The following is a 26,597-nucleotide window of genomic DNA, read 5'->3' on the forward strand; positions in this document are numbered from 1 at the left end:
AGAGGAAAGTGCGATATGAGGGGATGGTGCATCCCCAAACGACAGTACGTCGTCCAGGGGCCGGCAGACACTGCCCACAGCCAGCCGGCAGACCCTTCGTGCTTTGTGATGGTAGGTTGCTCTGGGCCGTATTGTTGCAGATCAGACCAATGCCTTACCGGTAGGGCGGCTTCAACTCAAAATAGCCCACGGCGGAAATCGGAAACGGCTTGTTGCAGTTCCTGTTCGGTATTCATCACGAAAGGGCCCCATTGTGCGATGGGCTCGTTGAGTGGTTGGCCTGCGATGAGCAATACCCCTGATGGTTTGGTGCTGCTGAGTAGTACGCCATCACAGTCCAGGTCGGTTTCCAGTATCCCCATCTGTCGTTCTTGGAGGGATTGTCCTGAATTGCCGATGTTGATCTCACCTTGATAGACATAGACAAATGCGTTGTGATCTGAGGGAAGCGGGCAGGCAAGCTGGCTGTTGGCGGGCAATTGAATGTCCAGGTAGATGGGCTTGCTCACCTCGCGCCGTATTGCGCCGGCCAGTCCGGCGAATTCGCCAGCGATGATCTTGATCTGGTTTCCCTGTGGGTCTTGGTGGACAGGGATGGCGGTTGCCGGGATGTCACGATAGCTGGGGGGGATCATTTTGTCCCGGGCCGGTAGATTCAACCAAAGCTGAAACCCCTGCATCAGGCCGTTTTCCTGCTCGGGCAACTCGGAATGGACAATGCCACGCCCGGCGATCATCCATTGCACGCCACCAGCATCGAGCAAGCCCTCGTGACCTGCATTGTCGCGGTGGCGCATTTTGCCGGAAAGCATGTAGGTGATGGTCTCGAAACCCCGGTGTGGGTGGTCGGGAAAGCCTGCCAGATAGTCATCTGGGTTGTCTGAATGGAAATAGTCGAGCATCAGAAAGGGGTCAAGGCGGCGTTGCAGATCCTGCGTCAATACGCGCTGTAATTTGACCCCAGCCCCGTCGGAGGTGGCTATGCCTTGGATCACACGTTCGAGTTGTCGGGAAGATTGAATTGGTTTGATCATGTTGAGTGTATCCATTGCGTTCCTCCACTGTTCGAGGGTGTGAGGTATGTTGTCGTATAGGCGAAATTCTAGGTGGCTGGCTCAGTATTGAAAGCGGAATGATCCGTTTTGATCAGTCAGAATTATTGATTGAGGTGGCGTTGCCGCATGTGCTCCACTACTTGTCGCTGGAGCTGTTTTGCCACAGCTGTGTCTACCACGGTGCTGCGTAGGGGAGGGGTGTCATCGGGTGATGAGTACCAGACAGAGATCGGCTTGGGGCAAGTGGGTGGGAGCGGTTAAAATAGCATGACAACAGTACATGAAGCGGCGCAGGGCAAGACGTGCTTTTGCACTTGTCCTGATTGCTTGCCGCTCGGCTTTCAGATAGATCGGATCAGACCATGCTTTACCTTTCCACCAGCGCTCAAGACATCCATACCGCTGTTGAATTGCTTCAATCAGGCCAGCAAGTGGCTTTGCCGACAGAAACGGTGTATGGATTGGCTGCTGATGCCAGCAATCCACAGGCCGTTCGCGGTATTTTCGAGGCGAAGGGGCGCCCGGCTGATCATCCTTTGATTGTGCATCTGGCAACTGCTGAGTGGATGTCTTTGTGGGCATCACATGTGCCAGAGATTGCCTGGCGATTGGCAGAAGTGTTCTGGCCAGGGCCGTTGACATTGGTGTTGCCGGTGGCCAGCACCGTTACGCCATTGGTGACCGGGGGGCAGCCGACTGTGGCGCTGCGTGTCCCAGCGCATCCAGTCATGCAGGCGGTGCTCAAGCAGTTGGGAAAAGGGCTGGCCGCGCCATCAGCCAATCCATTCGGGCAGATCAGCCCGACCACTGCGGCGCATGTCCGCCGTCATTTGCAGGGGCGGATTGCGGCTGTGGTCGATGGTGGGCCTTGTGGGGTGGGGATTGAATCGACGATTCTGGATTTGAGTGGCGAGCGGCCTACCATTCTGCGGCCTGGGGCTATTACCGCTGACATGCTCAAGCCTTATCTGCAGGTGGTGGATAAACCTGCCGTTGATGCGCCCCGGGTGCCAGGCAGTCTTGCGTCCCATTACGCGCCGCGTACGCCTTGCTTTCGGATTGCACCGGACTTTGATCATCAACCGATGCCTGGGCAGCAGATCGGGGTGCTGGCCATGTCGCCGCCGAGCTGGCCGATCGCGCATTTCTGGCAGATGCCTGCTGAGCCTGAGGCCTATGCCCAAGCGCTCTATGCCATGTTGCACGAGGCTGACTCTGCCGGGTGTGATGCTTTGTTCATTGTGCTGCCGCCGCAGACACCTGCTTGGTTGGCAGTGCTGGACCGGGTGAATCGGGCGACGCGGGAATTCAGCTGAGCAGGTTTGGGTGGCGTGGCAGGCGCTCTGGAGTAAGGGCCTGCCATGAAGCCACGCCAATGGTGCTTAGTGCTGGGCTTGATTGGTCTGGTGCGAGTCCAGCGTGCAGAAGCGGTTGATATCGTTGGGATTGCGCTGGAAGAACAAAGTCAGCCAGCTGTCCCCCAGTGCGAAGAGCCAGAATACGAAGAAACCAAGCGAATAGGTGGCAACACGGTACTCGGCAAGCGAGGTGCCGAAGATCACCAGGTCGGCAGGGTCAAGAAAGGTGAAGAACAAGATGGTCATGATGCCAGCGACCAGAAAAGACGGCCACAAGACGGATATTGCCTTTTGCATGCAGTTTTCTCCTCATGATTTTTATGATGAATTGCATGCGACATAACCAATATGTGAAAACAACAGGCTATTGATTTGCCGCTGTTTTTAGAGTTATGGCTTTATCTTGATCGCTCTGCCATACACCTGTCAAGCGCCAGCGTTGTCCGGGGTCTTCCAGGCTGACATACCATTTTCCGTGCATGGCTTTGGGCAGGCTGACCTGGTATGTGTCACCTTCTGTCCGCTTGGCCGCCAGGCTCATATCCTGGCCGGCCAGGGTGGGGTGGGTGAGTTTGATCACCAGCTCACCAGGGCGTTGCATTTTGCTATTGCCGGTCACGATCATGCGCAATTGTGAATCATTTGCGCCGAGCATGATGTCCGCTCTGGCGTCGACATCATGCGCAATCTGATCACGGGCGATGTCGCGATTGATTTCCTTGCCTTGTTTGTAATAGTCATCAACGACAAGTGCATCATTGTGTTTGACCGCGAGCCAGGCGGTGATGAAGCCCGCCACGACCACGACGGCGGGGCCAGCCATCAGCAACCAGGGGGCGGCATATCGGTACCAAGGTTTGTCCTGCTTTGACTGCATGGTGTGTCTTTCATTGTCCGGTGATGAAACTGCTTTGATGCTCGACGGCAACGCTGGCGTCGTCTGTGGCCTGCACACGGAAGGTGACCGTCTTGGAGCCGATGCTGGCTTGCGCCTTGTCGATCTGCACGCTGACGGGAACTGAATATGTGCTGGCTGCAGGTACTTCGACCTGTTGATCGCCTATCAGTTTCAATGTGGGGATGCCGGTAGCGCTGATCTGATACCGCCGGGGTGATTCAGATGTGTTGATCAGTTGTAGCTGGTAGAGGTTTTCCAGTTTGTCGTCGTCGGTCTGGCGCACCATGGTGGTGCGGTCGCGGATGACATTCAGCTTGATGGGCTTGCGCAAGGCCAGCGTGACGACCATGGCAATGGCGACAATCAGGATGGCCAGCGTATACATGACCACGCGGGGGCGTTTCAGGCGTTTCCAGAAATCCTTGTCTGGGTACTTGCCCTCCATGGCATTTTCGGTGGTGTAACGAATCAACCCGCGTGGGTAATTCATCTTGTCCATGACCTGATCACAGGCGTCAATACAGGCTGCACAGCCGATGCACTCATACTGAAGGCCGTTACGGATATCGATACCTGTCGGGCAGACCTGGACACAGATGCCACAATTGATGCAGTCGCCCAGCCCCTCCGCTTTGTGATCGGATTTCTTGCTACGTGAGCCACGCGGCTCGCCACGGGTAGCGTCATACGAGATGACCAGCGTGTCTTGATCGAACATGGCACTTTGAAAGCGGGCGTAAGGGCACATGTATTTGCAGACCTGTTCGCGCATGAACCCCGCGTTGCCATAGGTGGCGAAGGCATAGAAGCCGATCCAGAACGCCTCCCAGGAGCCCAGCGTCCAGTGCCAGACCTCAGACCACAGGAGGCGGATCGGGGTGAAAAAACCGACGAAAGTGAAACCCGTCCACAGGGCAAGTGCGATCCATATCAGATGTTTGCCGCCCCGGCGGCCCAGTTTTTCAAGTGACATGGGTGAATCATCGAGCTTACGGCGTTTGACATGGTCGCCTTCGATCCAATGTTCAATCCAGAGGAACAGCTCGGTGTATACGGTCTGAGGGCAGGCATAGCCACACCAAAGGCGGCCCGCGATGGTGGTCCACCAGAAAAGAGCAAAGGCACAGAGGGTCAATAAGCCGGCGAGCAGGACAAAGTCTTGTGGCCAGAACACCACGCCGAATACATAGAATTTACGATTGGCCAGGTCGAACAGCATGGCTTGGCGGTCATTCCAGCTCAACCAGGGGACACCGTAGAAGAACAATTGCGTGATGATCACCATGGCCACCCGCCAATTGTTGAAAAGACCAGATACCCAACGTGGGTGGATCTTCTTACGGACTTCATACAGCTCGATGACCTCCTCGGCCTTTTGCTGCTCGGTGCTGACAACCTTGATCGGGATGTTTTTGAGACGGTCGCCCATGACGGTTTCCCTGGCTTTTGACGAGATGAAGGGGTGAGGCATTCCAATTGACACTGCATTCGGTCATGCAGGTGATCAATGCAAATTGGAATCGGATCACGTAGCCCGGCTTTGCACCGGTGGTGAGGGCGAGGTACAGGCTGGGGCCTGTACCTCGTGTTGCATTACTTGCTGGCGGTTTGCGGGTTATTGCTCAAACCATAGACATAGGAAGCCAGCAGGTGGACCTTAGCCTCACCCAGGAAGTCCTTCCAGGGTGGCATGACGCCATTGCGACCATTGGTGATGGTTTCGATGATTGATTGCTGGATGGCATCCGGCTTGGTCTGCGACGAAGAATACAGCCAGACCTTGTCAGTCAGATTGGGCGCACCCATCGCTTGGTTACCCTTGCCATCCGGGCCATGGCAGGCGGCGCAGATGGTGGTGAAGGTTTCCTTACCACGGACTGCACGGTCTGCATTGTGGGGCAGGGCGGACAAAGACATGACGTAGTTGGCGACATCCTTCACGCCATCCTCACCCAGTGCGGCGCCAAATGCAGGCATCGCCCCTTTACGGCCACCCAGGATGGTTTCCTGGATCTTCTCTGGCTCGCCACCATACAACCAGTCATGATCGGTCAGGTTGGGGAAGCCTTTGGCGCCTTTTGCATCAGCGCCGTGGCATTGCACACAGTAGGTACCGAACAGGCGTTGGCCCATCTGGCGGGCCTCCGGATCAGCAGCGACCTGCTTGATGTCCATCTTCAGATACTTGTCATAGATGGCCTGATAGCGTGCTTCTGCTGTTTTGCGTTCAGCCTCGTATTGGCCAACCGATGTCCATTGTTTGGTGCCTGAATAGACGCCCAAGCCAGGATACAAAGCCAGGTAGACCACGCCGAAGATCAGGGTCAGCCAGAACAAACCCATCCACCATTTCGGCATTGGGTTGTTGTACTCCTCCAGATCACCATCCCATACGTGACCGCAGGTCTCGACTTTTTCTCCGGCGGCTTTGCGCTTGATGCGTTGGGACAGCAGCAGGTAAGCCATGCCGATGATGCCGCCGATGACGATGGCGGCAACATAGTAGCCCCAAAAACCACTCACGAAATCTTGATTCATCTTTTCACTCCGCTAATGCGTTGCCGAGTCCGGTGCCGATCAATGTTGACCATGTGGCCGGTCGTCATCTTCGACGATCTGCCTTGCCGCATCTTCATAGGGCTTTTTGTTGTGGCGGCTGAATGCCCAGACCACGATGGCTAGAAAGATGGCCAGTGATACAACGGTAAAAAGGGAGTTGAACTCGGACAACGTCATGGCTGTTACCTCTGGTTCTTCAATGCCAAGCCCAGGCCTTGCAGGTAGGCGATCAGGGCGTCCATTTCGGTTTTGCCTTGGGCGGCTTCCACGGCACCTTTGATGTCCTCATCGGTGTAAGGAACGCCAACCTTGCGCAATGCCTGCATCTTGGCTGGCAGGCTGGCTGCATCAACCGGGTTGCGGGCTAACCAGGGGAAGCCGGGCATGTTGGATTCCGGCACGACATCACGCGGATTGATCAGGTGGACGCGATGCCAGTCATCGGAGTAACGGCCACCGACACGCGCCAGATCCGGTCCGGTACGCTTCGAGCCCCATTGGAAGGGGTGGTCGTAGACTGACTCGCCGGCCACCGAGTAGTGGCCATAGCGTTCAGTTTCAGCCCGGAAGGGGCGGATCATCTGGGAGTGACAGCCATAACAGCCTTCACGGATATAGATGTCACGGCCCGCCAGCTGCAGTGCGGGGTAGGGTTTGACACCCTCGATGGGCTGGGTGGTCGATTTCGAGAAGAACAGCGGTACGATTTCGACCAGCCCGCCAAAGCTCACCACCAGGAGCGTGAATACGATCAGCGCCAGGGTGTTTTCTTCGATCAGCTTTTGAATTTTTTCCATGATTCGTTTTCCTGCTTAGGCGTGAGCATGGGCAACCGGAGCCGGGATGTCGGCTTCGACAGGTTTACCCTGAGCAACGGTTTTGAAGACGTTGTATGCCATCACCAGCATGCCGGACAGGTACAGGAAACCACCCAGGAAGCGGATAGCCAGATACGGGTATTTGGATGCGACGATCTGTGCGAACGTGTAGGTCAGCGTGCCATCTGGGTTGGCAGCGCGCCACATGATGCCTTCCATCACGCCGGAGATCCACATGGAAGCGATATACAGCACCACGCCGATGGTGGCCATCCAGAAGTGGGTTTCGATCAGCTTGATGGAGTGCATCTGCTCACGACCGAACAGGCGTGGCACCAGATAGTAGATCGAGCCGATGGAGATCATGGCAACCCAGCCCAGTGCACCAGAGTGGACGTGGCCGATGGTCCAGTCAGTGTAGTGACTCAGTGCATTCACGGTCTTGATCGACATCATCGGGCCTTCGAAGGTGGACATGCCATAGAAGGACAGGGCGGTGATCAGAAATTTCAAGATCGGGTCAGTGCGCAGCTTATGCCATGCGCCAGACAGGGTCATGATGCCGTTGATCATGCCACCCCAGCTGGGTGCCAGCAGGATCAGTGAGAACACCATGCCGATGGATTGCGTCCAGTCTGGCAGGGCGGTGTAATGCAAGTGGTGCGGACCCGCCCACATATAGGTGAAGATCAGTGCCCAGAAGTGGACGACTGAAAGGCGATAGGAGTAGACCGGGCGACCGACCTGCTTGGGGATGAAGTAATACATCATGCCCAGGAAGCCAGCCGTCAGGAAGAAGCCCACCGCGTTGTGGCCATACCACCATTGCACCATGGCATCAGCGGCACCTGCGTACACAGAGTAGGATTTGGTCAGGCTGACCGGGATGGCCATGCTGTTGACGACGTGCAACAGCGCGACTGTCAGGATGAAGCCGCCGTAGAACCAGTTGGCAACATAGATGTGCTTGATCTTACGCTTGGTCAGAGTGCCAAAGAAGACGATGGCGTAGGAAACCCAGACAACCGTGATCAGCAGATCGATCGGCCATTCCAGCTCAGCATATTCCTTGCCGGAGGTCATGCCTGCGGGCAGGGTCAATACGGCCAATACAATGACCAGTTGCCAGCCCCAGAAGGTGAGGGCAGCCAACTTGTCTGAGAACAGACGGGTGTGACAGGTGCGTTGAACCACATAATAGGACGTGGCAAACAAAGCACATCCGCCAAAAGCAAAAATAACCGCATTGGTGTGCAAAGGACGTAAGCGACTATAGGTCAGCCATGGCGTATCGAAGTTGAGTGCGGGCCAAACCAGCTGCGCCGCAATCAAAACCCCAACCGCCATGCCTACAATCCCCCAGACGACCGCCATGATGGCGAACTGCCGCACCACTTTATAGTTGTACGTGGACTGCGATTGCATGGACTTCTCCCAGTGTTGCGTAAAAACGTGCGTATCTCATGATGCACAGGCGGTCATGCTAGCCTGCGCAACACATGTGATTCTTGATTTGGGTCAAAGGGTATATGTGCGTGCTGCAATGCGGCGGAAACGTGCATTGCAACATAAACAAACGATTATACATCACTTCTCCTTCTCGGGCTCGCTCTGGGGCTTGTCGTCGTCCATGATGATGCGGTGGGCGGGGCCTTCCAGGTCATCAAGCTGTCCGTTTTGGATTGTCCACCAGAACAGGCCGGCAATCAGTAGAACCAGTACGACGCTCAATGGTATGAGTAAGTATAGGATTTCCACGAATTTTCGCTTTCGGCTTAATGGGTTGGCGTTATTGAGAGTGTTTGTGGGTTGCGCTGGAGCCGGGCGGTGACATCCGATTGGGTGGGTGTGGTCGGCAATTTCATTGCTCGACCCTGTTGTATTCAATGTACATCGTCACGGGATCGGGTGCTTAACAGGCGCAACGCATTGCTGACCACCAGCAATGAGCTACCCGCCATGCCCAGACTCGCGATCCAGGGTGTGATCAAGCCTGTCATGGCAGCTGGTAGCGCCACCAGGTTGTACAGCAAAGACCACCACAGATTTTGTCGGACGATCTGTTTGCAGCGCTTGGCGATATCGATGGCTTGATGCAACGCAGCGAGCTGGTCATTGATCAGAATCATATCGGCAGATGCACGCGCAACATCGGTGCCACTACCGAGTGCGATCGATATCTGGGCTGCACCCAGCACTGGCGCATCATTCACGCCATCGCCGATCATGGCCACCACGCCGCCTTGTTGTTGCAGGTGCGACAGCGCATCCAGCTTGCCTTGCGGCGTCAAGGCGCCCTGTGCTTCCGGGATGCCGAGCTGTCGGGCTAGCTCGGTCACCGGCTGGATGGCATCGCCACTGAGCAGAATGCATTGTTTTCCTTGCGAGGTCAGGCTTCGGATCAATTGATCCGCATCGGGTCTGACCGCGTCGCCCAGCTCGAAGCGGGCCAGCCATTGGCCGGCCCTGCCCAGGTAGACAGGCGTACTATCCGCCTGCTCTGCGTCGCTTAGAGCAAGTGGGTGGCCGACAAGTTCAGCCACATAATGTGCGCGACCGATCCGGTAAGGCGTGCCGGCAATGTGGCCTTGAATGCCTTGGCCTGTCTCGGCCAGGGTGTCGGTGACAACAGGCAGGTCGTCGATGCCCTCACAGAGCGCCCGTGCAATGGGATGCTCGGATTGCTGCTCCAGCGCGGCGGCGAGCTGATGCAGTGTGGGTGGATCAATGGATGCCAAGGGTTGGATCAGCCGTAGTTTCATACGGCCAAAAGTCAGGGTGCCGGTCTTGTCGAAAACGAAGTGGGTCGCGTTGGCGAGGGTTTCCAGCGCGTGCCCACGGGTGACCAGCAACCCCAGCCGGGACAGCGCGCCGGTTGCGGCGGCCAGCGCTGCCGGTGTGGCCAGCGACAGCGCACAGGGGCAGCTGATGACCAGCACGGCTATGGTGATCCACAGCGCCCGCGAAGGATCGATCCAGTGCCAGGCCAGATAGGTTGCGGCGGCGACCACCAATAGCGCGGCGACAAACCAAGCGGAAATGCGGTCCGCCAACATGGCGAGCCGTGGTTTTTGCGACATGGCCCGATCCAGAAGCCGCACAATGGCCGCCAGCGTGCTGTCCTGTCCTACCCGATCCACACGAAGAATCAATGGGCTGTTGATATTGGTGGCCCCGCCAACGACATGATCGCCCACCTGTTTAGCAATGGCGCGGCTTTCTCCAGACATCAGAGATTCGTCGATCCCTGATTCTCCTTCCAGGATGGTGCCATCTGCTGGGATGGTTTCACCGGGCTTCACCAGCAGGATGGTGCCGGGTGTCAGGTTAGCGACCACGGTTTCCTGCGGCTGCCTGTTGTTGGGGTAGTCGGGTAGGGCATGGGCGAAAGCCGGGATCAGCTTCACCAGGGAATCCACCGCAGCCCCTGCTTTGCGGCGGGCAAGGAATTCCAGATATCGGCCCCCCAGCAGCAGGAAGACAAACATCGACACCGAATCGAAATAGACTTCGCCATGGCCTTGCCACAGTGCCCAGCAGCTGGCGAAGAAGGCGATCAAGACCCCCAGCGTGACGGGTACATCCATGCCAACCCGTCTGGCCCGCAGGTCATTCAGGGTGCCGCGATAGAACGGAATGGCGGAGTAGATGACGGTCGGGATGGTCAGCGCCAGGCTGGCCCAGCGCAGCAACTGCTCGTCATTGGTGGTCATGTCGCCGTTGGCCAGATAGGCAGGCACGGCATACATCATGACCTGCATCATCGACAACCCTGCGATCCACAACCTGGCCAGCGCGCTTTTTCGTTCTTTCTGCGCGAGCCGCTCCTGCCGTTCGGCATCAAAAGGATGGGCACGGTAGCCGATATCCGTGATGGCCTGCAGGATGTGGCTGAGGCGGGTCTGGCGGTCATCCCACCGGATGCGGGCACGGTGGGTGGCGTAATTGATATCGACGGACAGTACGCCTGGCTGGCGGGTCAGGTGCGTTTCATTCAGCCAGACGCAGGCGGCACAGGTGATTCCTTCCAGAATCAGCGCCGCTTCACGGATGTGTGCGCTTTCGGTGTGGACAAAGCTGCGCTGGATGTCGGGTGAATCATACAGCTTGATCTGCTGCAGTACCTCATCTGGCAAAGGCTCGACCTTGCCTGCCTCGATGTTGCGGTGGCGGTAGTAATCGCCCAGTCCGTTGTCGATGATGGTTTGTGCGACAGCCTGACAGCCTGCACAACAGGCTGGGTGGGCGGATTGATCCAGCTGGATTGAAAAACGGCTACCTTCGGGGACTGGCAGGCCGCAGTGAAAGCAGGCGGGCTCAGATGTTGCGGTGCGATAATTCATGGCCGAATTGTAATCGAATTCGGTGCTTATCGTCTGATCAATGTCAATTGTGCGACTTCGTATGTATGGTGCCACGCCGTATCACCTATAATGTAGAGCCATCATTCCAGAGAATCTGATTCAAGGTGCCAACGTGGGGATAACTGAACGTCGTCAGCGCGAGAAAGAAGCGCTATCACAGAAAATAATTGATGCAGCAAGGGAGATCTTCATCCGAGAAGGATATAACGCTGTCACCATGCGTCGTATCGCCGACAAGATCGAGTATTCCGCCACAGCCATCTATAGCCATTTCAAAGACAAAGACAGCTTGCTGCGCGCCATCACCGCAGCGGACTTTCGTGCCATGACCGAAAGCCTGCATGAGTTGGGCAATGTCAGTGACCCCATTGAAAAGCTGCGCCTGATGGCTCATGCCTATGTGGAATTTGGCGTGACCCATCCCAATCAGTATCGATTGATCTTCATGACCCGCCAGCCGCATTACTCGACCAGGGTGGCGGAGGAGTTGCATGGAGATCCGGAGCAGGACCCTTATGCTTGGGTCATTCATATTTTGAAGGAGTCGATCCGCGCTGGGAATCTGAAGTGTTCGGAGCAGGATCTTGATCTGCTCGCCCAGACGCTATGGAGTGCGTTTCATGGCCTGGTATCGCTGCATATCTCATTGGGCGAGGAGCCCTGGGTGGAGTGGACGCCAGTCAAGGCGCGTGTGGACGCCATGTTCGAGATGCTGCTGACGGGAATGCTGGCACGCCGGGGCTGAGTGTAAACAGAAAACGCCCGGTGATGAAACCGGGCGCTTGGATTGCGGGTCGCCTTCAGGTGGTCGTCAGATGACGAACAGGTCAACGAATTCGTTGACGGATGTCGCCTCCAGCTTGGCCTGGTCAGCAGTCAACGCCAGAATGGCGGCCTGCTGTTTGGCCGGGAAGCGCCGGGCCAGATTGGTTCTGAATTTGGCTTCGAGCACGGGGATGCCCTCTGCGCGGCGGCGGCGATGGCCAATCGGGTATTCGACTTCGATGTTGTCGGTTTTGCTGCCGTCACGGAAGAAGATCTGCATCGAGTTGGCGATCGAGCGTTTTTCAGGATCAAGATAATCCTTGGTATAGCGTGGGTCTTCCACGCAGACCATCTTGTCGCGAAGCGCATCGATGCGTGGGTCGGCGGCCACCTCGTCTTCATAGTCAGCTGCGGTCAGGTTACCCTTGATCAAGCCGATTGCGGTCATGTACTGGATACAATGGTCGCGGTCGGCTGGGTTGTTGAGCGGGCCTTTCTTGTCGATGATGCGGATGGCGGACTCGTGGGTGGTGATGACTACTTTTTCGACATCGTCCAGGCGATCCTTGATCTGCGGATGCAGCTTGAGCGCGCATTCCACGGCGGTCTGGGCGTGGAATTCAGCTGGGAAGCTAATCTTGAACAGTACATGCTCCATCACGTAGCTGCTATAAGGGCGCTGGAACTTGAATTCATTGCCCTTGAACAGCACATCGTAAAAGCCCCAGGTCTTCGCAGTCAGCACGCTGGGGTAGCCCATCTCACCTTTGAGTGTAAACAATGCCAGCCGTACTGCGCGACTGGTGGCGTCACCCGCTGCCCAGCTCTTGCGTGAGCCGGTGTTGGGGGCATGGCGGTATGTGCGCATGGCCTGACCATCGACAAAGGCTTGTGACACAGCGTTGATGATCTCTTCGCGGGTGCCGCCCATCAAGTGGGTGCATACGGCAGCCGAGGCGACTTTGACCAGGATCACATGATCGATGCCGACTCGGTTGAAGCTGTTTTCAAGCGCCAAGCAGCCCTGGATCTCATGGGCCTTGATCATGGCGGTCAGCACGTCCTTCATGGTCAATGGCGCTTTGCCATTGGCCACGCGGGTGCGGCTGATCCAATCAGCGGTGGCCAGGATGCCGCCCAGGTTGTCCGATGGGTGGCCCCATTCCGCAGCCAGCCATGTGTCATTGAAATCTAGCCAGCGGATCATTGCGCCGATGTTGAAGGCAGCCTGAATTGGGTCCAGCTGGAATTGGGTGCCAGGCACCTTGGCGCCATTGGGAACGACCGTGCCAGGGACAACGGGGCCAAGCAATTTGGTGCAGGCGGGGTAATCCAGCGCCTCCAGGCCGCAGCCCAGCGTGTCGATCAGACACAGGCGGGCGGTGTTATAGGCCTCGGATGAATTGATGACCGTGTCGGCGACGTAGTTGGCGATATCAACCAACACCTGATCGGGATCAGGACGGACGTTCGAAATGTGGGCGGACATGTGCGTGGTTCCTTTATCTGAGCATTGATCAATCAAGCAATGCTTCGATCTCCTCTGTCAGCCGATCTGCGAAGAAGGGTGTCTTGGCCTTGGCAATGGCCTTGCGGAAATCTTCCATCAGGCCACGGAGCTCGCGAGCATTGCTACAGCGGTCAACCTTCAGGGTGAAGAACATGGCTTTCAGTCCAAGGTGCTTGGCGGCGGCCTCGCTCATCATCTGCGCCGCTTCCTGAAAGCGTTCGAACCCTGCTGGTGTACTGGGCTCGACGGCAACGGGCACCTCGCGTCTTTCAACTCTGGCCGGGATCGGGGCGGGAGCCGGGGGCGGCGTGCCTGTCCGGATGGTTGGCATGACGATTCTGGGTGTGGGCGGCGTTTCCCTGACAATCAGGCCCATGGCCAGAAGCTTGTCGAGGCTGTCCGCTGGCGCACCCAGAGACAAGGCAAGCTGCATCAGTTCAGATGCTCGCTTTTTGCCGTCGATTTGTAACAGTAAAGTGCGCAAGCGCCCATTGAGATTCGGATAAAGGCTGCGATCCAGCACCGCTTCTTGTCCTGCATCCGTTTTGATCAAGATTGCATTCGACATCGGTAGTTACTCCCTTCTCCACGTATTTTTATACTCAGTGCTTTAATGCACTGATGTAACGCGAGATTAGCACAAACCGGATTAATGGCGAATGCAATTAATGAGTACTTGCGCTGGCTGGCCAAATATACGGGCCAGCCAATGTTGTTGTGGGCTCACCGGAGCCCGTTGAGCGATCAGCCTCGCTCTGCCAATGGAGCGAAAGTCAGGTTCTCCGGGCCGGTGTAATTGGCACTGGGGCGGATGATCTTGCCGTCCTGACGTTGCTCAATGACATGCGCGCTCCAGCCCGAGGTGCGGGATATCACGAACAGTGGCGTGAACATGGCAGTCGGGACGCCCATCATGTGGTAGCTGACCGCTGAGAACCAATCCAGGTTGGGGAACATCTTCTTGATTTCCCACATGGTGGATTCCAATCGCTCTGCGATGTCGTACATCTTGGTGTTGTGGGCGGCCTGGCTCAATCGCTTGGCGACTTCCTTGATGACCTTGTTGCGTGGGTCGGAAACGGTATAGACGGGGTGTCCGAAGCCGATGACGACTTCTTTGCGCTCCACCCGGGCACGGATGTCGGCTTCGGCCTCATCGGGTGTGTCATAGCGTTTCTGGATGTCGAACGCCACTTCGTTGGCCCCGCCGTGCTTGGGGCCACGCAACGCGCCGATGGCGCCGGTGATGGCGGAGTACATGTCCGAGCCCGTGCCGGCGATCACGCGGCCTGTAAAGGTGGAGGCGTTGAATTCATGTTCGGCATACAACACCAGTGAGGTGTGCATGGCCTTGACCCACAGTTCGGAAGGCTTTTCACCGTGTAACAAGTGCAGGAAATGCCCGCCGATCGAGTCATCGTCCGTCTCGACATCGATCCGCTTGCCATTGTGGCTGAAGTGGTACCAATACAGCAGGATGGATCCGAAAGATGCCATCAGGCGGTCTGCGATGTCCCGCGCGCCCGCCGGGTTGTGGTCGTCTTTTTCTGGCAGCACGCAGCCCAGGGTAGAGGCGCCTGTGCGCATGACATCCATGGGGTGGGTGCTAGCGGGCAGTTGCTCCAAAACTGTCTTGACGGCTGCAGGGAGGCCGCGCAGCGATTTCAACTTGGCCTTATAGGCTTGCAGCTCGGCTTGGTTGGGCAATTTGCCATGCACCAGCAGATGTGCGATCTCTTCGAATTCGCAGCTTTCAGCCACGTCCAGAATGTCATAGCCACGATAGTGCAGATCGTTGCCCGTACGGCCAACGGTGCACAATGCCGTGTTGCCGGCTGCAACGCCGGAAAGCGCGACAGATTTTTTGGGCTTGGGCAGGACTTGCTCGGTGGTGTCAGTCATATGTGCTCCTCAATCCAAGATGCATCAAGTCGAATGGCCTGATTCGGTGGCGTGTTTCATGAATGGGTTGCACCAGTCACGGTGCTGGATGCGATACAGGACATGGCGTTTGAGCGGGTGCCCATCTGCCACGCGTGGGTGATCGAAATCGTCTGCAGCATTGTGCTGCATGCCGATACGCGCCATGACGGCGCGCGACGGTTGGTTGTCAGCGGCGGTCAGGGCGACGATTTCCGCTAGCTGCAGCGTGTCGAAGCCATACTGCAGTGCCAAGCGCGCCGCTTCGGTGGCATATCCTTGTCCCCAATAGGGGATGGCCAAGCGCCAGCCGATTTCGACGCAGGGCGTGAAGTGGGCTTCAATTGGTGTTCTGAACAGCCCGACAACCCCTGCAAATGCGGTCTGGCCAGGAATCTCAAGTGGCCACAGTGTGAATCCATGACGCTCGCCGTGTTCGCGGAAGCGTTGCATCTCGACAATGGCTTGCTCCCGGCTGGCAATGGTCGGGAAGTACCGTCTGACCATCGCATCTGCATTCATGGCCACCCAGGGCTCCAGATCGCTGTCTTGCCAATCCCGCAGCACCAACCGGGAGGTGGACAATAAGAAGCTCATGTGGGCTTGCCGCTGGCAAACAAGGCATCCAGTTTTTGCTCGAAACTGTGATATTCAAGGTGGTCGTACAGCTCCATCCGGGTCTGCATGGTGCCGACAACGCCTTGCTGGGTGCCTGTCTGGACAATGCTTTCATATACAGCCAGTGCAGCCTTGCTCATGGCACGGAAGGCGGACAGCGGGTACAGGATCAGGCTGACATCGGCGCTGGCCAATTGCTCGCGGGTGAACAACGGCGTGGCACCGAATTCGGTGATGTTGGCCAGCACCGGCACCTTGACTGCTTCTGCGAACTGTTTGTACATGGCGAGGTCGGTCATCGCCTCTGGGAAAATCATGTCCGCACCTGCCTCAACACAGGCGCAGGCACGATCGATGGCGGCCTGCAGGCCCTCCACCGCCAATGCATCAGTGCGGGCCATGATCACGAAATCGGCATCGGTCCTGGCGTCTACCGCTGCCTTGACCCGATCCACCATTTCCGCCTGTGACACGATGGCCTTGCCCGGGCGATGGCCACAACGTTTGGCTTGGACCTGATCTTCAATATGCACAGCAGCGGCGCCAGCCTTGATCATGCTTTTGATGGTGCGGGCAATATTGAATGCGCCTCCCCAGCCGGTGTCGATATCGACCAGTACCGGCAGGTCGGTGACATCAGTGATGCGGCGAACGTCGATCAGCACGTCTTCCAAGGTGGTGATGCCCAGGTCGGGAATGCCGCAGGATGAGGCGGCCACCCCGCCACCGGATACATACAGGGCTTTGGCACCACTATGTTCGGCCAGCTTGGCGGCATAGGCATTGATGGCCCCCAGCACCTGCAAGGGTTTGTGATCGACGACAGCTTGGCGAAACAGCGCGCCAGGGGAGGTAGGGCGGGTCATGGAGTACTCCTAATCAACTCATTCCAGGCCTGTTTGGGCAATTGCGCTGGGATGCTGCAAGAATCGGGCCAGGAAAAGGCTGGCGGCGGATTGGGTTTGCCTTTTTCAATGAAATCAGGGAGCTGATTTTGCATGCTGCCCGCCGGATGTTTTGATGTTATGTTTCACCTTGAAACGGGCTTGTTTCAAAATGAAACGGAGGGGGCATGAAAACAAAGCCGCAATTGGTAGTGGTGGCGACCAAAGGTCTGGCGGATCTGGTGCGCAGCCTGCTGGGGGAATATGCCCCCAGAGCGGATATCCGCCTGCTGGACAAGCCATTGGAAGAGGCCGCTAGTGATGCCATTGGCCTGCAACGGGCGGGTCTGCTGGATGTGGCGATTGCTGCAGGCGTGACGGCACAGCGGCTGCGACAGGCGCTGCCTGCGCCCACGGTCATGCTGAAGGTAGGGGGTTACGACATTCTGCAGGCCCTGGCCAGGGCGCGTCGCCTGTCGAGCCGCATTGCCATCGTCACTCGGCAATCGCTGGCAGGGGAGTTGGATGATATCAAGCCCTTGCTGAATCTGGAGGTGGTGCAGCGGCATTATCAAGACGATGCGGAAGCCCGCGCCCTGTTCCATGAATTGCATGACCATGGCGTAGAGGTGGTGGTGGGATCGGCACAGGTGGCCTGGATGGCTGAGCAGGAGGGCTTGACTGGCGTGGTGATCTATTCAGAGGCCAGTGTCCGCCAGGCATTTGACGATGCGCTGGAAATCGCACGCATCGCGGGTATTGAGGAGGCCAAGCGCGAGCGGGTCGGCAATATCCTCTACAGCCTGGTGGAAGGCGTGGCGGCGGTCGATATGCAGGGTCGCATTCAAACCCTGAACCCAGCCATGGAAAAGCTGCTGGGGATCTCTGCTGACTGGGCCTTCCAGCAGCCCCTTGCCAAAGTGGCTCCTGGCTTGGCCGTCGATGAAGTGTTGGCGACCGGACAGGCTGCGATGGAGCAAGTGCAGACTGTCAATGGCCGGGTGCTGGTGGTGAATCGCCTGCCCATCATCGAGCAGGGCGAGCAGACGGGTGCGGTGCTGACATTTCAGGACGCGACCCTGATTCAACGCGCAGACCGCAAGCTGCGCTCGCAAAGTCGTCACCATCAATTCCTGGCGCGCTATCACTTTGCCGATATTCTGGGTGAATCCCCCACTCTGCTGGCCGCCAAGTCGCTGGCTGAGCTGTATGCGCGTGCGGATGCCACCGTGCTGATCACTGGTGAGTCGGGCACCGGCAAGGAGCTGTTCGCGCAGAGCATCCACAACGCTGGGCGGCGGGTTCGCGGGCCGTTTGTGGCCATCAACTGTGCGGCGTTTCCTGAGAGCCTGCTGGAGAGCGAATTGTTTGGCTATGAGGAAGGTGCATTCACAGGCGGGCGCAAAGGCGGCAAACCTGGTTTGTTCGAGTCGGCACACACTGGCACGCTGTTTCTGGACGAGATCGGAGAAATGCCACTCAGCTTGCAAACCCGCTTGCTGCGGGTGCTGCAGGAGCGGGAGGTGTTGCGCCTGGGCAGCAATGAGCCGACCCCGGTCGATGTCCGGGTGATTGCAGCTACCCATCGCGATCTGCGCCAGTTGGTCGCGCAGCAGGCGTTCCGGGCGGATCTGTTCTATCGCCTCAATATCCTGAATCTGAGCCTGCCCCCCTTGCGGGAGCGGCCAGACGACATTCCACGGCTGGCCTATGCGCTGGCCAGGCAAGTGCTGATGAAGCTTGGTGCCAAGCGTGATCCAGAGCCGATGCTGGCGCCTTTGATGCCACAGTTGGTTGGCTACGCGTGGCTGGGTAATGTGCGGGAACTGGAAAATCTGATCGAGCGGATAGCGGTGTTCTTTGATGCATTTGGCAGCCTGGATCAGGCCATGATGGCACGCTTGGCCCCGGAGCTGCTGGCGGCTGAATCGCACCCAACCGGACGGCGGCAGGGGCAGCGCGCAGCATTACAGGCTGCACTGGATGCCTGCGGCGGCGACCACGGCAAGGCGGCGGCACAGTTGGGTATCAGCCGTACCACGTTGTGGCGTCGTCTGAAATCTGAATGAAGGCGTGCTACCACTGTGGATGGCGTACCAAACTGATCGGTACGCCGCCACGATGGCACAAAAAAACAACGCTGGGCCAGTGAGGCTCAGCGTTGTGGCAGGAAACCCCTGTTCATTCAACAGGGATTGGGCTGGTTATGATTATTTATCGAATGTAGCCCAGGCGGTAATGCCCGAAACCGGTTGCGAGGTCTTCAGCGTGATGTTGTACCAGCTGAAGCCGACTGGTGTGGGCAGGCTAAGCACCTCATTGTTACCGGGGTTGGTGGACTTGACCTGATAACGGCTTGGCTCTGGGTAGAAACCGGTGGCCATATAGGCGTCGATATCTCCATTGCCACCGGTGGTGAACACCTTCAGGTTCTTCCCACCCGCTGGGACGAACACCGACAGGTACATGGTGCGCAGCTGGTCACCTGACAGATTACGCACGGCGCAACCGCTTTCCAATATCCGCGAGTCGGCACAGTTAGCCTGAGGCGGTACCTGTGTCGGGGTTGGTGTCGGCGTAGGTGTCGGTGTCGGCACAGGTGTTGGAGTCGGTGTTGGCGTCGGCACCGGTGTTGGGGTCGGCGTTGGTGTCGGTGTAGGAGTCGGTGTTGGAGTAGGCGTCGGTGTTGGCTTCGGCTTGGCCTCTTCCTCCTTCACCAGTGCTGCCAACCATGTGTTGAACTCGTTATCGTATGACGTCCCCAACCCAGTAATGACATTCCGCGCGGCCTGATAAGCACCTGTGCGAGTATTCGTCAACATGAGGTCGATATCTTTGCGATGGCGTTCCATCATGAAGCGGACAGCCAGATAGCCCCAGTAATAAGCGCGATTTTCATAATCACGCATCGAATAAGTGTTGTTGAAGATTTCGCTGAGCTGATAGGGGTTGACCTTCGATTTCAAGATCGCGTTGGAATTGTCTTTCCCCCACTGTGAATAGTCTGCATACCCCTCCAGCCACCAGGTCAACGGTTGGGCGGTGGTACGGCTGAAATCACCATAAGTATTGAAGCGCCCGTCCAGATAGTGCGTGTACTCGTGTACCAGATTCCAGATCACGAATTTTGGACGTTCCCATTGTGCTTCATGGGCATAGAATTTTGCCTTGTTCTGGGTGGGATCGCCTTCCATGTAGACGCCACCGTTGTCGGTACTGTTGCCGAAAATCAAGCCGGAATAGGTCTGGTATTGATCCTTGTCATCAAAAATGATGATTTCCAGGTCGGTATTCTTGTCATCCGCCACTGCTGAGCCACGAGTTCCAAACACTTGGTGGAAGCTGTCCGTGGTATTCAGCAAGGTGTCGCATGTTGTTTGGTATTCCTGGTTGGTCATGCTCTGGATCTTGAAGTGCAATGTTGGTGAGCACTGCAGATCTGAGCCAGTTGGGAAGATGAGTTGTTTCAGCTCTTCCTTGAAATTGCAGACGCCATAGCTTGCACAATTGGCCCAGTCGAATGTCTCAACAGTCCATGCCGCCACCGCCCAGGTGTGCCCAGGTTTGCCGGTCTTCGTATTATTGGTGAGTGTGGACTTGATGTCTTTCTTGACCGCTTCCGCCACATTGGCGATCCGCACGAATCGCAGTTGTTCCTTGACAGTTTTTGCATACAGCGTCGGGTTTTTATCTTGCAAAACGGTCTTGTTTTGCTCGACAAAATTCTTGAGCGCCTTGTAGTAGCTGTCGTCTTTGTCGAACAGCTTTTTGGCCTCCGGATTTTCATAGTGCGCGTAATAGTAGACGCGCAAGATCATCAGGAACATGTCCGCAGCGTGGCTTTGATCAAAGATGTCCACCGCTTTGGGGTTGCTGGTTGAGTTGGTAAGACGGTTGACGATGAAATCGCGGAGTCGAGGCAGGAAGTACGATACAGAATCGACCTCGTCACGCATGTCATAGACCAGCTTGATGACCTCGCCACTGGTGGCAGGGGCCGCTGTATTCTTCTCCCAGAACTTGCTGTGATCCATCATCTTCACAAGCGCTGGTCGGATGGTGTCAATCAAGGTTGAAGGAGGTTTGATCTCGGAAAATACTTTGCCATTTTTGTAGCCAGCACGAAGCATATAAAGCAGGGCGGCTACATTGCGGGTGGTGCCGTTGTATTTGTTGACTTCCTGGGTCAGCCGGTTGGCCAGCGCTGTGTAGGTATCCTTGGTGTAAATCTTCTGCAGGTTGGCTTTGTTGGTGTCAAATACCGGGAAGATACATGCCACATCTGGCAGTCCAAGTACAAAGTCAACCAGCGCTTCACCGGATTTCTCTGTGAATTTGCTGACATCCTGGCATTGATCGTCCATAGCCACTGCCATGGCGGACTTGCGCTGATTGGTGTTCTTGGCGCGCTGACTGGTGCTGCGGGTGTCTGGCAGGTCATACAGGAGCTGCATGCGAGTCGGCGGGAGAACGGACTCACTCATCGGTGGGCCAGAAAGGTCCGCTGCCATTCCGGCATGGGATGCTGTGATCTTGGTTGCGCCTGGTTGCTGGGCGGGGCCTGCAAAGACCAGTGGGCTCAGACACAGTCCACTCAATATTGTCCACAATGTGCGACGAGACAGCGGGGGGGTCAACATCAATCTCTCCTTACCTTGGTGTTATTTTGCTTTTTGGTGAAACCGCATTGATGACAGAGTAATCAATCTTTCTGATCATATATGCCCACAACTACTTGTTTTTCTGAGTGAGTTATGGTTAGAGCAGCGGCTGACAACCTGGAATGCCAAGTTGTAGGGATGAAATATGAGGGGTGGCATGGATTGCCGTATTGTAAAAAACATACGCATGCGCGTTTGTTTTTTACAATTCGCCAGGGTTTACCCTGATGCGCACTATAAATTTATGAATTGTATAAAAAATCAATACTTTTCTTCATCGGAAGGGTCGCATTGGCGGGTCTTGTGCGGAGGGTGGTTTTTGAATATACCATTGGAATGAATCGCCCTGGCTGGTTACGGGGCTTGAAATCAGATCGCTGTTCTGTACACCTTGCGGTTGTTGGTTCGGCAAACTGTAATGGTCAAGATCAGGTCGAGCTGATTGGCGCTGAAGCGGTTGGAATGTTCTACAATCACGCCATCGCTGGATGGGGCATCCCGTCGGCACCTATCAAAACAAAAGGAATTGCCGTTGCGGGCTTGATCCTGACGTGTGCTCGCCATGGTCAAAGCAGAACCTGCCAGAGGCGTGTGCGGCAGGTTGAAGATGGCGCGACATCCCGCTGATGGCTGGCAATTCCCTATCAATCAGGAGACATCGCATGTCAGCCAACCTGCTCGATCACCTGCGCGAGCAAATCGAAACGCTGCGCCAGGATGGGTATTACAAACCTGAGCGCGTCATTGCCAGCCACCAGCGGCCTGATATCCGTCTGCAAGATGGTCAGCCCGTCCTGAACTTTTGTGCCAACAATTATCTGGGTCTGGCTGATGACCCGCGCTTGATCGAAGCGGCCAAAGCAGGTGTCGATACCTATGGCTATGGTGTGGCGTCGGTACGGTTCATCTGTGGCACCCAGACTGTTCATAAGGATTTGGAGCAAGCAATCAGCCGGTTTCTGGGAACGGACGACACGATCCTGTACTCCAGTTGTTTCGATGCCAATGGTGGGGTGTTTGAAACGCTGCTGGGTGAAGAGGATGCGGTGATCTCTGATGAGCTGAATCACGCCAGCATCATTGATGGCATACGGCTCTGCAAGGCCAAACGCTTCCGTTACCGCAACAACGACATGGGCGATCTGGAGTCGCAGTTGCAGGCTGCTGATGCGGCTGGCAGCCGTTTCAAATTGATCGTGACTGACGGCGTGTTCTCAATGGATGGCATCATTGCCGATCTGAAATCCATCTGTGCATTGGCAGACCGATACGGTGCTATGGTGATGGTGGATGACAGCCATGCGGTGGGTTTTATTGGCGAACATGGGCGGGGCACGCCAGAGCTATGTGGGGTGGCGGATCGTATCGACATCTATACCGGTACCTTGGGCAAGGCGCTGGGTGGGGCCTCGGGTGGCTACGTGGCCGCCCGCGCACCGATCGTCGAATGGCTGCGCCAACGTTCGCGGCCTTATCTGTTCTCCAATTCCTTGGCGCCGGTCATCACTGCGGCCAGCCTCGAAGTGTTACGTATTCTGGAAACTGATGGGGCCGGCTTGCGTGCACGTCTGCAGGAGAATGCGCAGCATTTCCGCCAGGAAATGGGCAGGCTGGGGTTCAGCTTGGTTCCGGGGCAGCACCCCATCATCCCGGTGATGCTGGGCGAGGCTCGCCTGGCGGGCGAGATGTCGGCCAGAATGCTGCAGGAAGGCGTCTACGTGATTGGGTTCTCCTTCCCGGTGGTGCCCAAAGGCCGGGCGCGCATCCGCACTCAGATGTGCGCGGCGCATACATCGGCACAGATTGATCAGGCGGTCGCGGCGTTTGCCAAGGTCGGGCGTGAGCTGGGTGTCATCAGCTGATCACGCTGGCTGGCTGCCATTGTGGTGGCCAGTATGTCGCGACGGTGGTCGGGCGGCAGATTCGAATGATGATTGAGGCTGGCCGCCGACGCTAAAATAAAAATGGAACAAGCACCCCAGGCGCCCCGTGCGCCACTCGGGTGCAGGATGTTGGAGGATTCATCATATGAAAGCATTGGCCAAACTTGAACGCGCTCCTGGCTTGACCATGACGCGCGTCAAAAAACCAGAGGTCGGCCACAATGATCTGCTGATCAAGATCCGCAAGACGGCGATTTGCGGTACGGATATCCATATCTGGAATTGGGATGAATGGGCGCAGGCGACCATTCCCGTGCCGATGCATGTCGGCCACGAATACGTGGGCGAAGTGGTCGATATGGGTGTGGAGGTGCGCGGCTTCGCGGTGGGGGATCGGGTCAGTGGCGAAGGGCATATCACCTGTGGTTATTGTCGCAACTGCCGGGCTGGGCGGCGTCACCTTTGCCGTAATACTGTGGGTGTGGGGGTCAATCGCGAGGGTGCTTTTGCTGAGTACTTGGTGATCCCCGCATTCAACGCCTTCAAGATTCCCGATGACATCCCTGACGAGATCGCAGCCATTCTCGACCCGTTCGGTAACGCGACCCATACCGCCCTGAGCTTCGACCTGGTGGGCGAGGATGTGCTGATCACCGGCGCGGGCCCGATTGGTATTATGGCGGTGGCCATTGCCCGCCATGTGGGTGCGCGCCACGTTGTGATCACGGATGTCAACGACTATCGTTTGGAGCTGGCCCGAAAAATGGGTGCAACCCGTGCGGTGAATGTAGCGCGGGATGACTTGAAAGCCGTGATGCACGAGTTGCGGATGACGGAGGGCTTCGACGTGGGCCTGGAAATGTCCGGGAACCCCACGGCATTCCGTGATCTGCTTGAAAACATGAACCACGGGGGCAAGGTCGCCTTGTTGGGCATTCCACCCAAAAACACTGCCATTGATTGGAATCAGGTCATTTTCAAGGGGCTGGAAATCAAAGGCATCTATGGTCGGGAAATGTTCGAAACCTGGTACAAAATGGCTGCCATGTTGCAGTCTGGCCTGGACATCAGCCCCATCATCACGCACCGTTTTTCAGTCGATGATTACCAGACAGGCTTCCAAGCCATGCTCTCCGGGCAGTCCGGCAAGGTGATTCTGGATTGGACTGGCGCTTGACCGGATCTTAGGTGTGGCCGCACAGCTGCACCGTGTACGCCAGCCATACCCGAAACGGCCACCTGCTGTGGTGGCCGCCGTTTCAAGCTACTTTACTTCCGGATTTGATACGCAAAGTGGTACAGATCAAAGATATTGGCAGGAATGTTCTTCTCACCATTATTGAACTGAATATCCACGATGTCGTAATAATGCCAACTGATGCTGTTATCGTACTGATGGTTGCCAATGGCCGGAACCAGCTTCAGCGGGATATTGAAAGTACCATTGGCTGAGGTATTGGCGCTTGCCGTGATGTACGCATTGTTCAACCGGCTCCAGATACTGACCTTGACCGGTGCATTGGCAATGGGTTGATCATTGCTGCCAAATGCTGTGCCATTGACGGTGATATCGCCTTTTACCCGCCACTTATTGCCGTGCCCATAATTCATGAATCCTGCCACGCCGCCAGATGAATCGATTTTGGTGATCTGGACACGATTGGCTTGGGGCGGTAAGACTTCCTTGATCCGCAGTGAATAACCAGATCCTGCCTTGCCGCCGGCAAACTGCAGATAATAGGCACCCTTACCGAGTTTAACCTGAGAAAAACTGAACGCAGTGATGGTTTTGACGAGGCTGAACTGGTCGTTGAAAATGTTCAGTACAATATTCTCATAGGGAATCGTCTGATCATCATTCTTATGCAGCATTGCCATCAGCTCGGTTTCCTTGCCCAGCTCCAACTTCTGCCAGTCTTGGTCTTCGTCCTGGTCTTTAGTGTGATTCAAGAGCGTGAACGGCGTTTTCAGTGTCAGCTTGGGTGCCTGCCATGGGCTGTCATCCGGCTCGGATATGTCATGACCGGTACTGGCGCGGAACACCAACTGGAATGGATTGGCAGTATCCAGCCCGCTGGCTGCATTCACACCGACATAATAAGTGCCCACATCGGCAATGTAGCTCAACTGCTCGGTGGCCTGAGTCTTGAATTGTGATAATGCCACCTGCTGTAATGCTGTGCCTGCCGCATTGGTGCGATAGAAATAAAGGTCATAGTCAACACCTGGTGTACTTGGCCCGGTCAATTGAACGGTCAGTTTTCGTTTGGTGGTATTGTCGATCCGATACCACTTCGTTTCGCTGACAGAAGCCGGCAGATCCGGTTGTGCCAGCCCCTCGGACAAGATAGTTGCGCTACTCGGGATGGGTAGCTCACCACTGGCCGATGCTGCTGCGTTGGGCTGCAGATTGGGCTGGGCGGCGAATACACCGGCGCCGCCCAGCATCCAGGCTGCTAACAAAGTGATTCCAAAGCGTTTCATAGTCTCTCCAATTGATGTCCAAAGACTTGGACATGGGCTGTAAGGGGCTGATGTTGATATGTCAATTTGATCAAGTAGCAAAGCATGCGCTTGTAATGCTATCTGTCGAAATGAACCGGAAAGCCTTGTCTGTACTTGATCACGTTGATGGAAGGATGATAAGTGCCTGTCTTTTATATTTGCAAAATCAAATGTTGTTGCAAACTGAACTGGCTTTGACCTGAAGTCGTCACCAATTGAAATGACCTGTGGCTTGTCGGGAACTTGTTGCCAAATGGCCATGACCAATAAAGCGAATCAATTGGAGTCGCATCATGAAAGCAATTCAGATTGGCCTATTGGCAATCAGCTTGATCCCAGCGGTAGCACTGGCTGAGTATGTAGGCCCGGCAGCGTCGACTGCTACAACAGTTAAATCCATCTTAGACAATCCGGTGAATGACCAAACCGTTGTGTTGCGTGGACATCTACTACGCAGGTTGTCATCGGACAAGTATCAATTCTCCGATGGAAGTGGCGAGATCCGGGTCGATATCGATGCCAAGTACATCCCCGCTGACAAGATCAGTGACAAAACGGTGGTTGAATTGCACGGCAAAGTGGATAAAGAGTGGCGCGAAACAACAGAAATCGACGTCCATGAAGTAAAGGTTGTCCGTTGACCGAGGCCAGCGCATGGGGTGGTTGATCAGATGAAGTGCAGCAATGCTAAATTTGATTTATCAAAAATCAACAGCTTATCAATTTTCTTTCAAGAATCTGCAATGAGTAGTTGACGGCCAGTAGGTGAGTGAGTATAGTTCGGCCTCTCTCGCAGCGA

The 26,597-nt window shown here is 56.2% G+C and carries 23 protein-coding genes; 6 read left to right on the forward strand and 17 right to left on the reverse strand.

Going from position 1 to position 26,597, the window contains the following annotated elements:
- Positions 1–176: 176 nt before the first annotated feature.
- Positions 177–1,049, reverse strand: coding sequence for a pirin family protein (locus tag HNQ59_RS17975; protein WP_184041783.1), 873 nt, complete (start codon positions 1,047–1,049; stop codon positions 177–179).
- A 368-nt stretch (positions 1,050–1,417) separates the two neighbouring features.
- Between HNQ59_RS17975 and HNQ59_RS17980 the strand changes: the two genes are divergently transcribed.
- Positions 1,418–2,371: an L-threonylcarbamoyladenylate synthase gene (locus tag HNQ59_RS17980; protein WP_184041784.1), complete on the forward strand. Its 954-nt coding sequence runs from the start codon at positions 1,418–1,420 to the stop codon at positions 2,369–2,371.
- A 66-nt stretch (positions 2,372–2,437) separates the two neighbouring features.
- Here the strand turns inward: HNQ59_RS17980 and HNQ59_RS17985 are convergent, their stop codons facing one another.
- The 9 genes from HNQ59_RS17985 to HNQ59_RS18025 form a co-directional block, all read right to left on the reverse strand.
- A complete protein-coding gene (locus HNQ59_RS17985; RefSeq protein WP_184041785.1) occupies positions 2,438–2,710 on the reverse strand; it encodes a hypothetical protein in 273 nt (90 codons plus the stop codon).
- A gap of 67 nt (positions 2,711–2,777) precedes the next feature.
- Positions 2,778–3,290, reverse strand: a complete 513-nt coding sequence (locus HNQ59_RS17990) for a FixH family protein (RefSeq protein ID WP_184041786.1) — start codon at positions 3,288–3,290, stop codon at positions 2,778–2,780.
- A 10-nt stretch (positions 3,291–3,300) separates the two neighbouring features.
- A complete protein-coding gene (gene ccoG / locus HNQ59_RS17995) occupies positions 3,301–4,740 on the reverse strand; it encodes a cytochrome c oxidase accessory protein CcoG (protein ID WP_184041787.1) in 1,440 nt (479 codons plus the stop codon).
- Positions 4,741–4,904: 164 nt separating this feature from the next.
- Positions 4,905–5,849 (reverse strand): cytochrome-c oxidase, cbb3-type subunit III, encoded by a 945-nt coding sequence (gene ccoP / locus HNQ59_RS18000; RefSeq protein ID WP_184041788.1) that lies wholly within the window; start codon positions 5,847–5,849, stop codon positions 4,905–4,907.
- A gap of 39 nt (positions 5,850–5,888) precedes the next feature.
- On the reverse strand, positions 5,889–6,047 hold the full coding sequence (locus HNQ59_RS18005) for a cbb3-type cytochrome oxidase subunit 3 (RefSeq protein WP_184041789.1): 159 nt from the start codon (positions 6,045–6,047) through the stop codon (positions 5,889–5,891).
- Between the two features lie 5 nt (positions 6,048–6,052).
- A complete protein-coding gene (gene ccoO / locus HNQ59_RS18010) occupies positions 6,053–6,667 on the reverse strand; it encodes a cytochrome-c oxidase, cbb3-type subunit II (RefSeq protein ID WP_184041790.1) in 615 nt (204 codons plus the stop codon).
- 15 nt (positions 6,668–6,682) lie between these two features.
- Complete coding sequence (gene ccoN / locus HNQ59_RS18015; protein WP_184041791.1) at positions 6,683–8,113, reverse strand: cytochrome-c oxidase, cbb3-type subunit I; 1,431 nt, start codon at positions 8,111–8,113, stop codon at positions 6,683–6,685.
- 162 nt (positions 8,114–8,275) lie between these two features.
- Complete coding sequence (gene ccoS / locus HNQ59_RS19760; RefSeq protein ID WP_184041792.1) at positions 8,276–8,446, reverse strand: cbb3-type cytochrome oxidase assembly protein CcoS; 171 nt, start codon at positions 8,444–8,446, stop codon at positions 8,276–8,278.
- 125 nt (positions 8,447–8,571) lie between these two features.
- Positions 8,572–11,031 (reverse strand): heavy metal translocating P-type ATPase, encoded by a 2,460-nt coding sequence (locus tag HNQ59_RS18025; RefSeq protein WP_184041793.1) that lies wholly within the window; start codon positions 11,029–11,031, stop codon positions 8,572–8,574.
- A gap of 133 nt (positions 11,032–11,164) precedes the next feature.
- Here HNQ59_RS18025 and HNQ59_RS18030 point away from each other — a divergent pair, with 133 nt between their 5' ends.
- Positions 11,165–11,797: a TetR family transcriptional regulator gene (locus HNQ59_RS18030; protein WP_184041794.1), complete on the forward strand. Its 633-nt coding sequence runs from the start codon at positions 11,165–11,167 to the stop codon at positions 11,795–11,797.
- 66 nt (positions 11,798–11,863) lie between these two features.
- On the opposite strand, the gene HNQ59_RS18035 is transcribed toward HNQ59_RS18030, so the two are convergent.
- From HNQ59_RS18035 to prpB, 5 genes are all read right to left on the reverse strand, one after another.
- Positions 11,864–13,306, reverse strand: a complete 1,443-nt coding sequence (locus HNQ59_RS18035; RefSeq protein ID WP_184041795.1) for a bifunctional 2-methylcitrate dehydratase/aconitate hydratase — start codon at positions 13,304–13,306, stop codon at positions 11,864–11,866.
- A gap of 28 nt (positions 13,307–13,334) precedes the next feature.
- Entirely contained in the window at positions 13,335–13,895 is a 561-nt protein-coding gene (locus HNQ59_RS18040) for a hypothetical protein (RefSeq protein WP_184041796.1), read from the reverse strand.
- A 176-nt stretch (positions 13,896–14,071) separates the two neighbouring features.
- The gene (gene prpC, locus HNQ59_RS18045; protein WP_184041797.1) at positions 14,072–15,229 is read right to left on the reverse strand and encodes a bifunctional 2-methylcitrate synthase/citrate synthase; all 1,158 of its coding nucleotides are present in this window, start codon (positions 15,227–15,229) and stop codon (positions 14,072–14,074) included.
- A 24-nt stretch (positions 15,230–15,253) separates the two neighbouring features.
- Positions 15,254–15,844 (reverse strand): GNAT family N-acetyltransferase, encoded by a 591-nt coding sequence (locus HNQ59_RS18050; protein WP_184041798.1) that lies wholly within the window; start codon positions 15,842–15,844, stop codon positions 15,254–15,256.
- A complete protein-coding gene (gene prpB, locus HNQ59_RS18055) occupies positions 15,841–16,731 on the reverse strand; it encodes a methylisocitrate lyase (RefSeq protein WP_184041799.1) in 891 nt (296 codons plus the stop codon). Before prpB ends, HNQ59_RS18050 begins: the two co-directional genes overlap by 4 nt.
- Positions 16,732–16,937: 206 nt before the next feature.
- Between prpB and prpR the strand changes: the two genes are divergently transcribed.
- The gene (gene prpR, locus HNQ59_RS18060) at positions 16,938–18,818 is read left to right on the forward strand and encodes a propionate catabolism operon regulatory protein PrpR (protein ID WP_184041800.1); all 1,881 of its coding nucleotides are present in this window, start codon (positions 16,938–16,940) and stop codon (positions 18,816–18,818) included.
- Between the two features lie 141 nt (positions 18,819–18,959).
- On the opposite strand, the gene HNQ59_RS18065 is transcribed toward prpR, so the two are convergent.
- Positions 18,960–21,389 carry a M9 family metallopeptidase gene (locus HNQ59_RS18065; protein ID WP_184041801.1) on the reverse strand — a complete coding sequence of 810 codons (2,430 nt, stop codon included), beginning with the start codon at positions 21,387–21,389 and terminating at the stop codon, positions 18,960–18,962.
- Positions 21,390–22,072: 683 nt separating this feature from the next.
- On the opposite strand from HNQ59_RS18065, the gene HNQ59_RS18070 reads away from it, so the two are divergent.
- Together HNQ59_RS18070 and tdh are read left to right on the forward strand one after the other, a co-directional pair.
- Complete coding sequence (locus tag HNQ59_RS18070; protein WP_184041802.1) at positions 22,073–23,272, forward strand: glycine C-acetyltransferase; 1,200 nt, start codon at positions 22,073–22,075, stop codon at positions 23,270–23,272.
- A gap of 166 nt (positions 23,273–23,438) precedes the next feature.
- On the forward strand, positions 23,439–24,470 hold the full coding sequence (gene tdh / locus HNQ59_RS18075) for an L-threonine 3-dehydrogenase (protein WP_184041803.1): 1,032 nt from the start codon (positions 23,439–23,441) through the stop codon (positions 24,468–24,470).
- Positions 24,471–24,562: 92 nt separating this feature from the next.
- On the opposite strand, the gene HNQ59_RS18080 is transcribed toward tdh, so the two are convergent.
- Positions 24,563–25,777, reverse strand: a complete 1,215-nt coding sequence (locus HNQ59_RS18080) for a hypothetical protein (protein ID WP_184041804.1) — start codon at positions 25,775–25,777, stop codon at positions 24,563–24,565.
- Between the two features lie 314 nt (positions 25,778–26,091).
- On the opposite strand from HNQ59_RS18080, the gene HNQ59_RS18085 reads away from it, so the two are divergent.
- The gene (locus tag HNQ59_RS18085) at positions 26,092–26,439 is read left to right on the forward strand and encodes a YgiW/YdeI family stress tolerance OB fold protein (protein WP_184041805.1); all 348 of its coding nucleotides are present in this window, start codon (positions 26,092–26,094) and stop codon (positions 26,437–26,439) included.
- Positions 26,440–26,597: the final 158 nt, after the last annotated feature.

Origin of the sequence: Chitinivorax tropicus, assembly GCF_014202905.1 — a bacterium.
GTDB lineage: Bacteria > Pseudomonadota > Gammaproteobacteria > Burkholderiales > SCOH01 > Chitinivorax > Chitinivorax tropicus.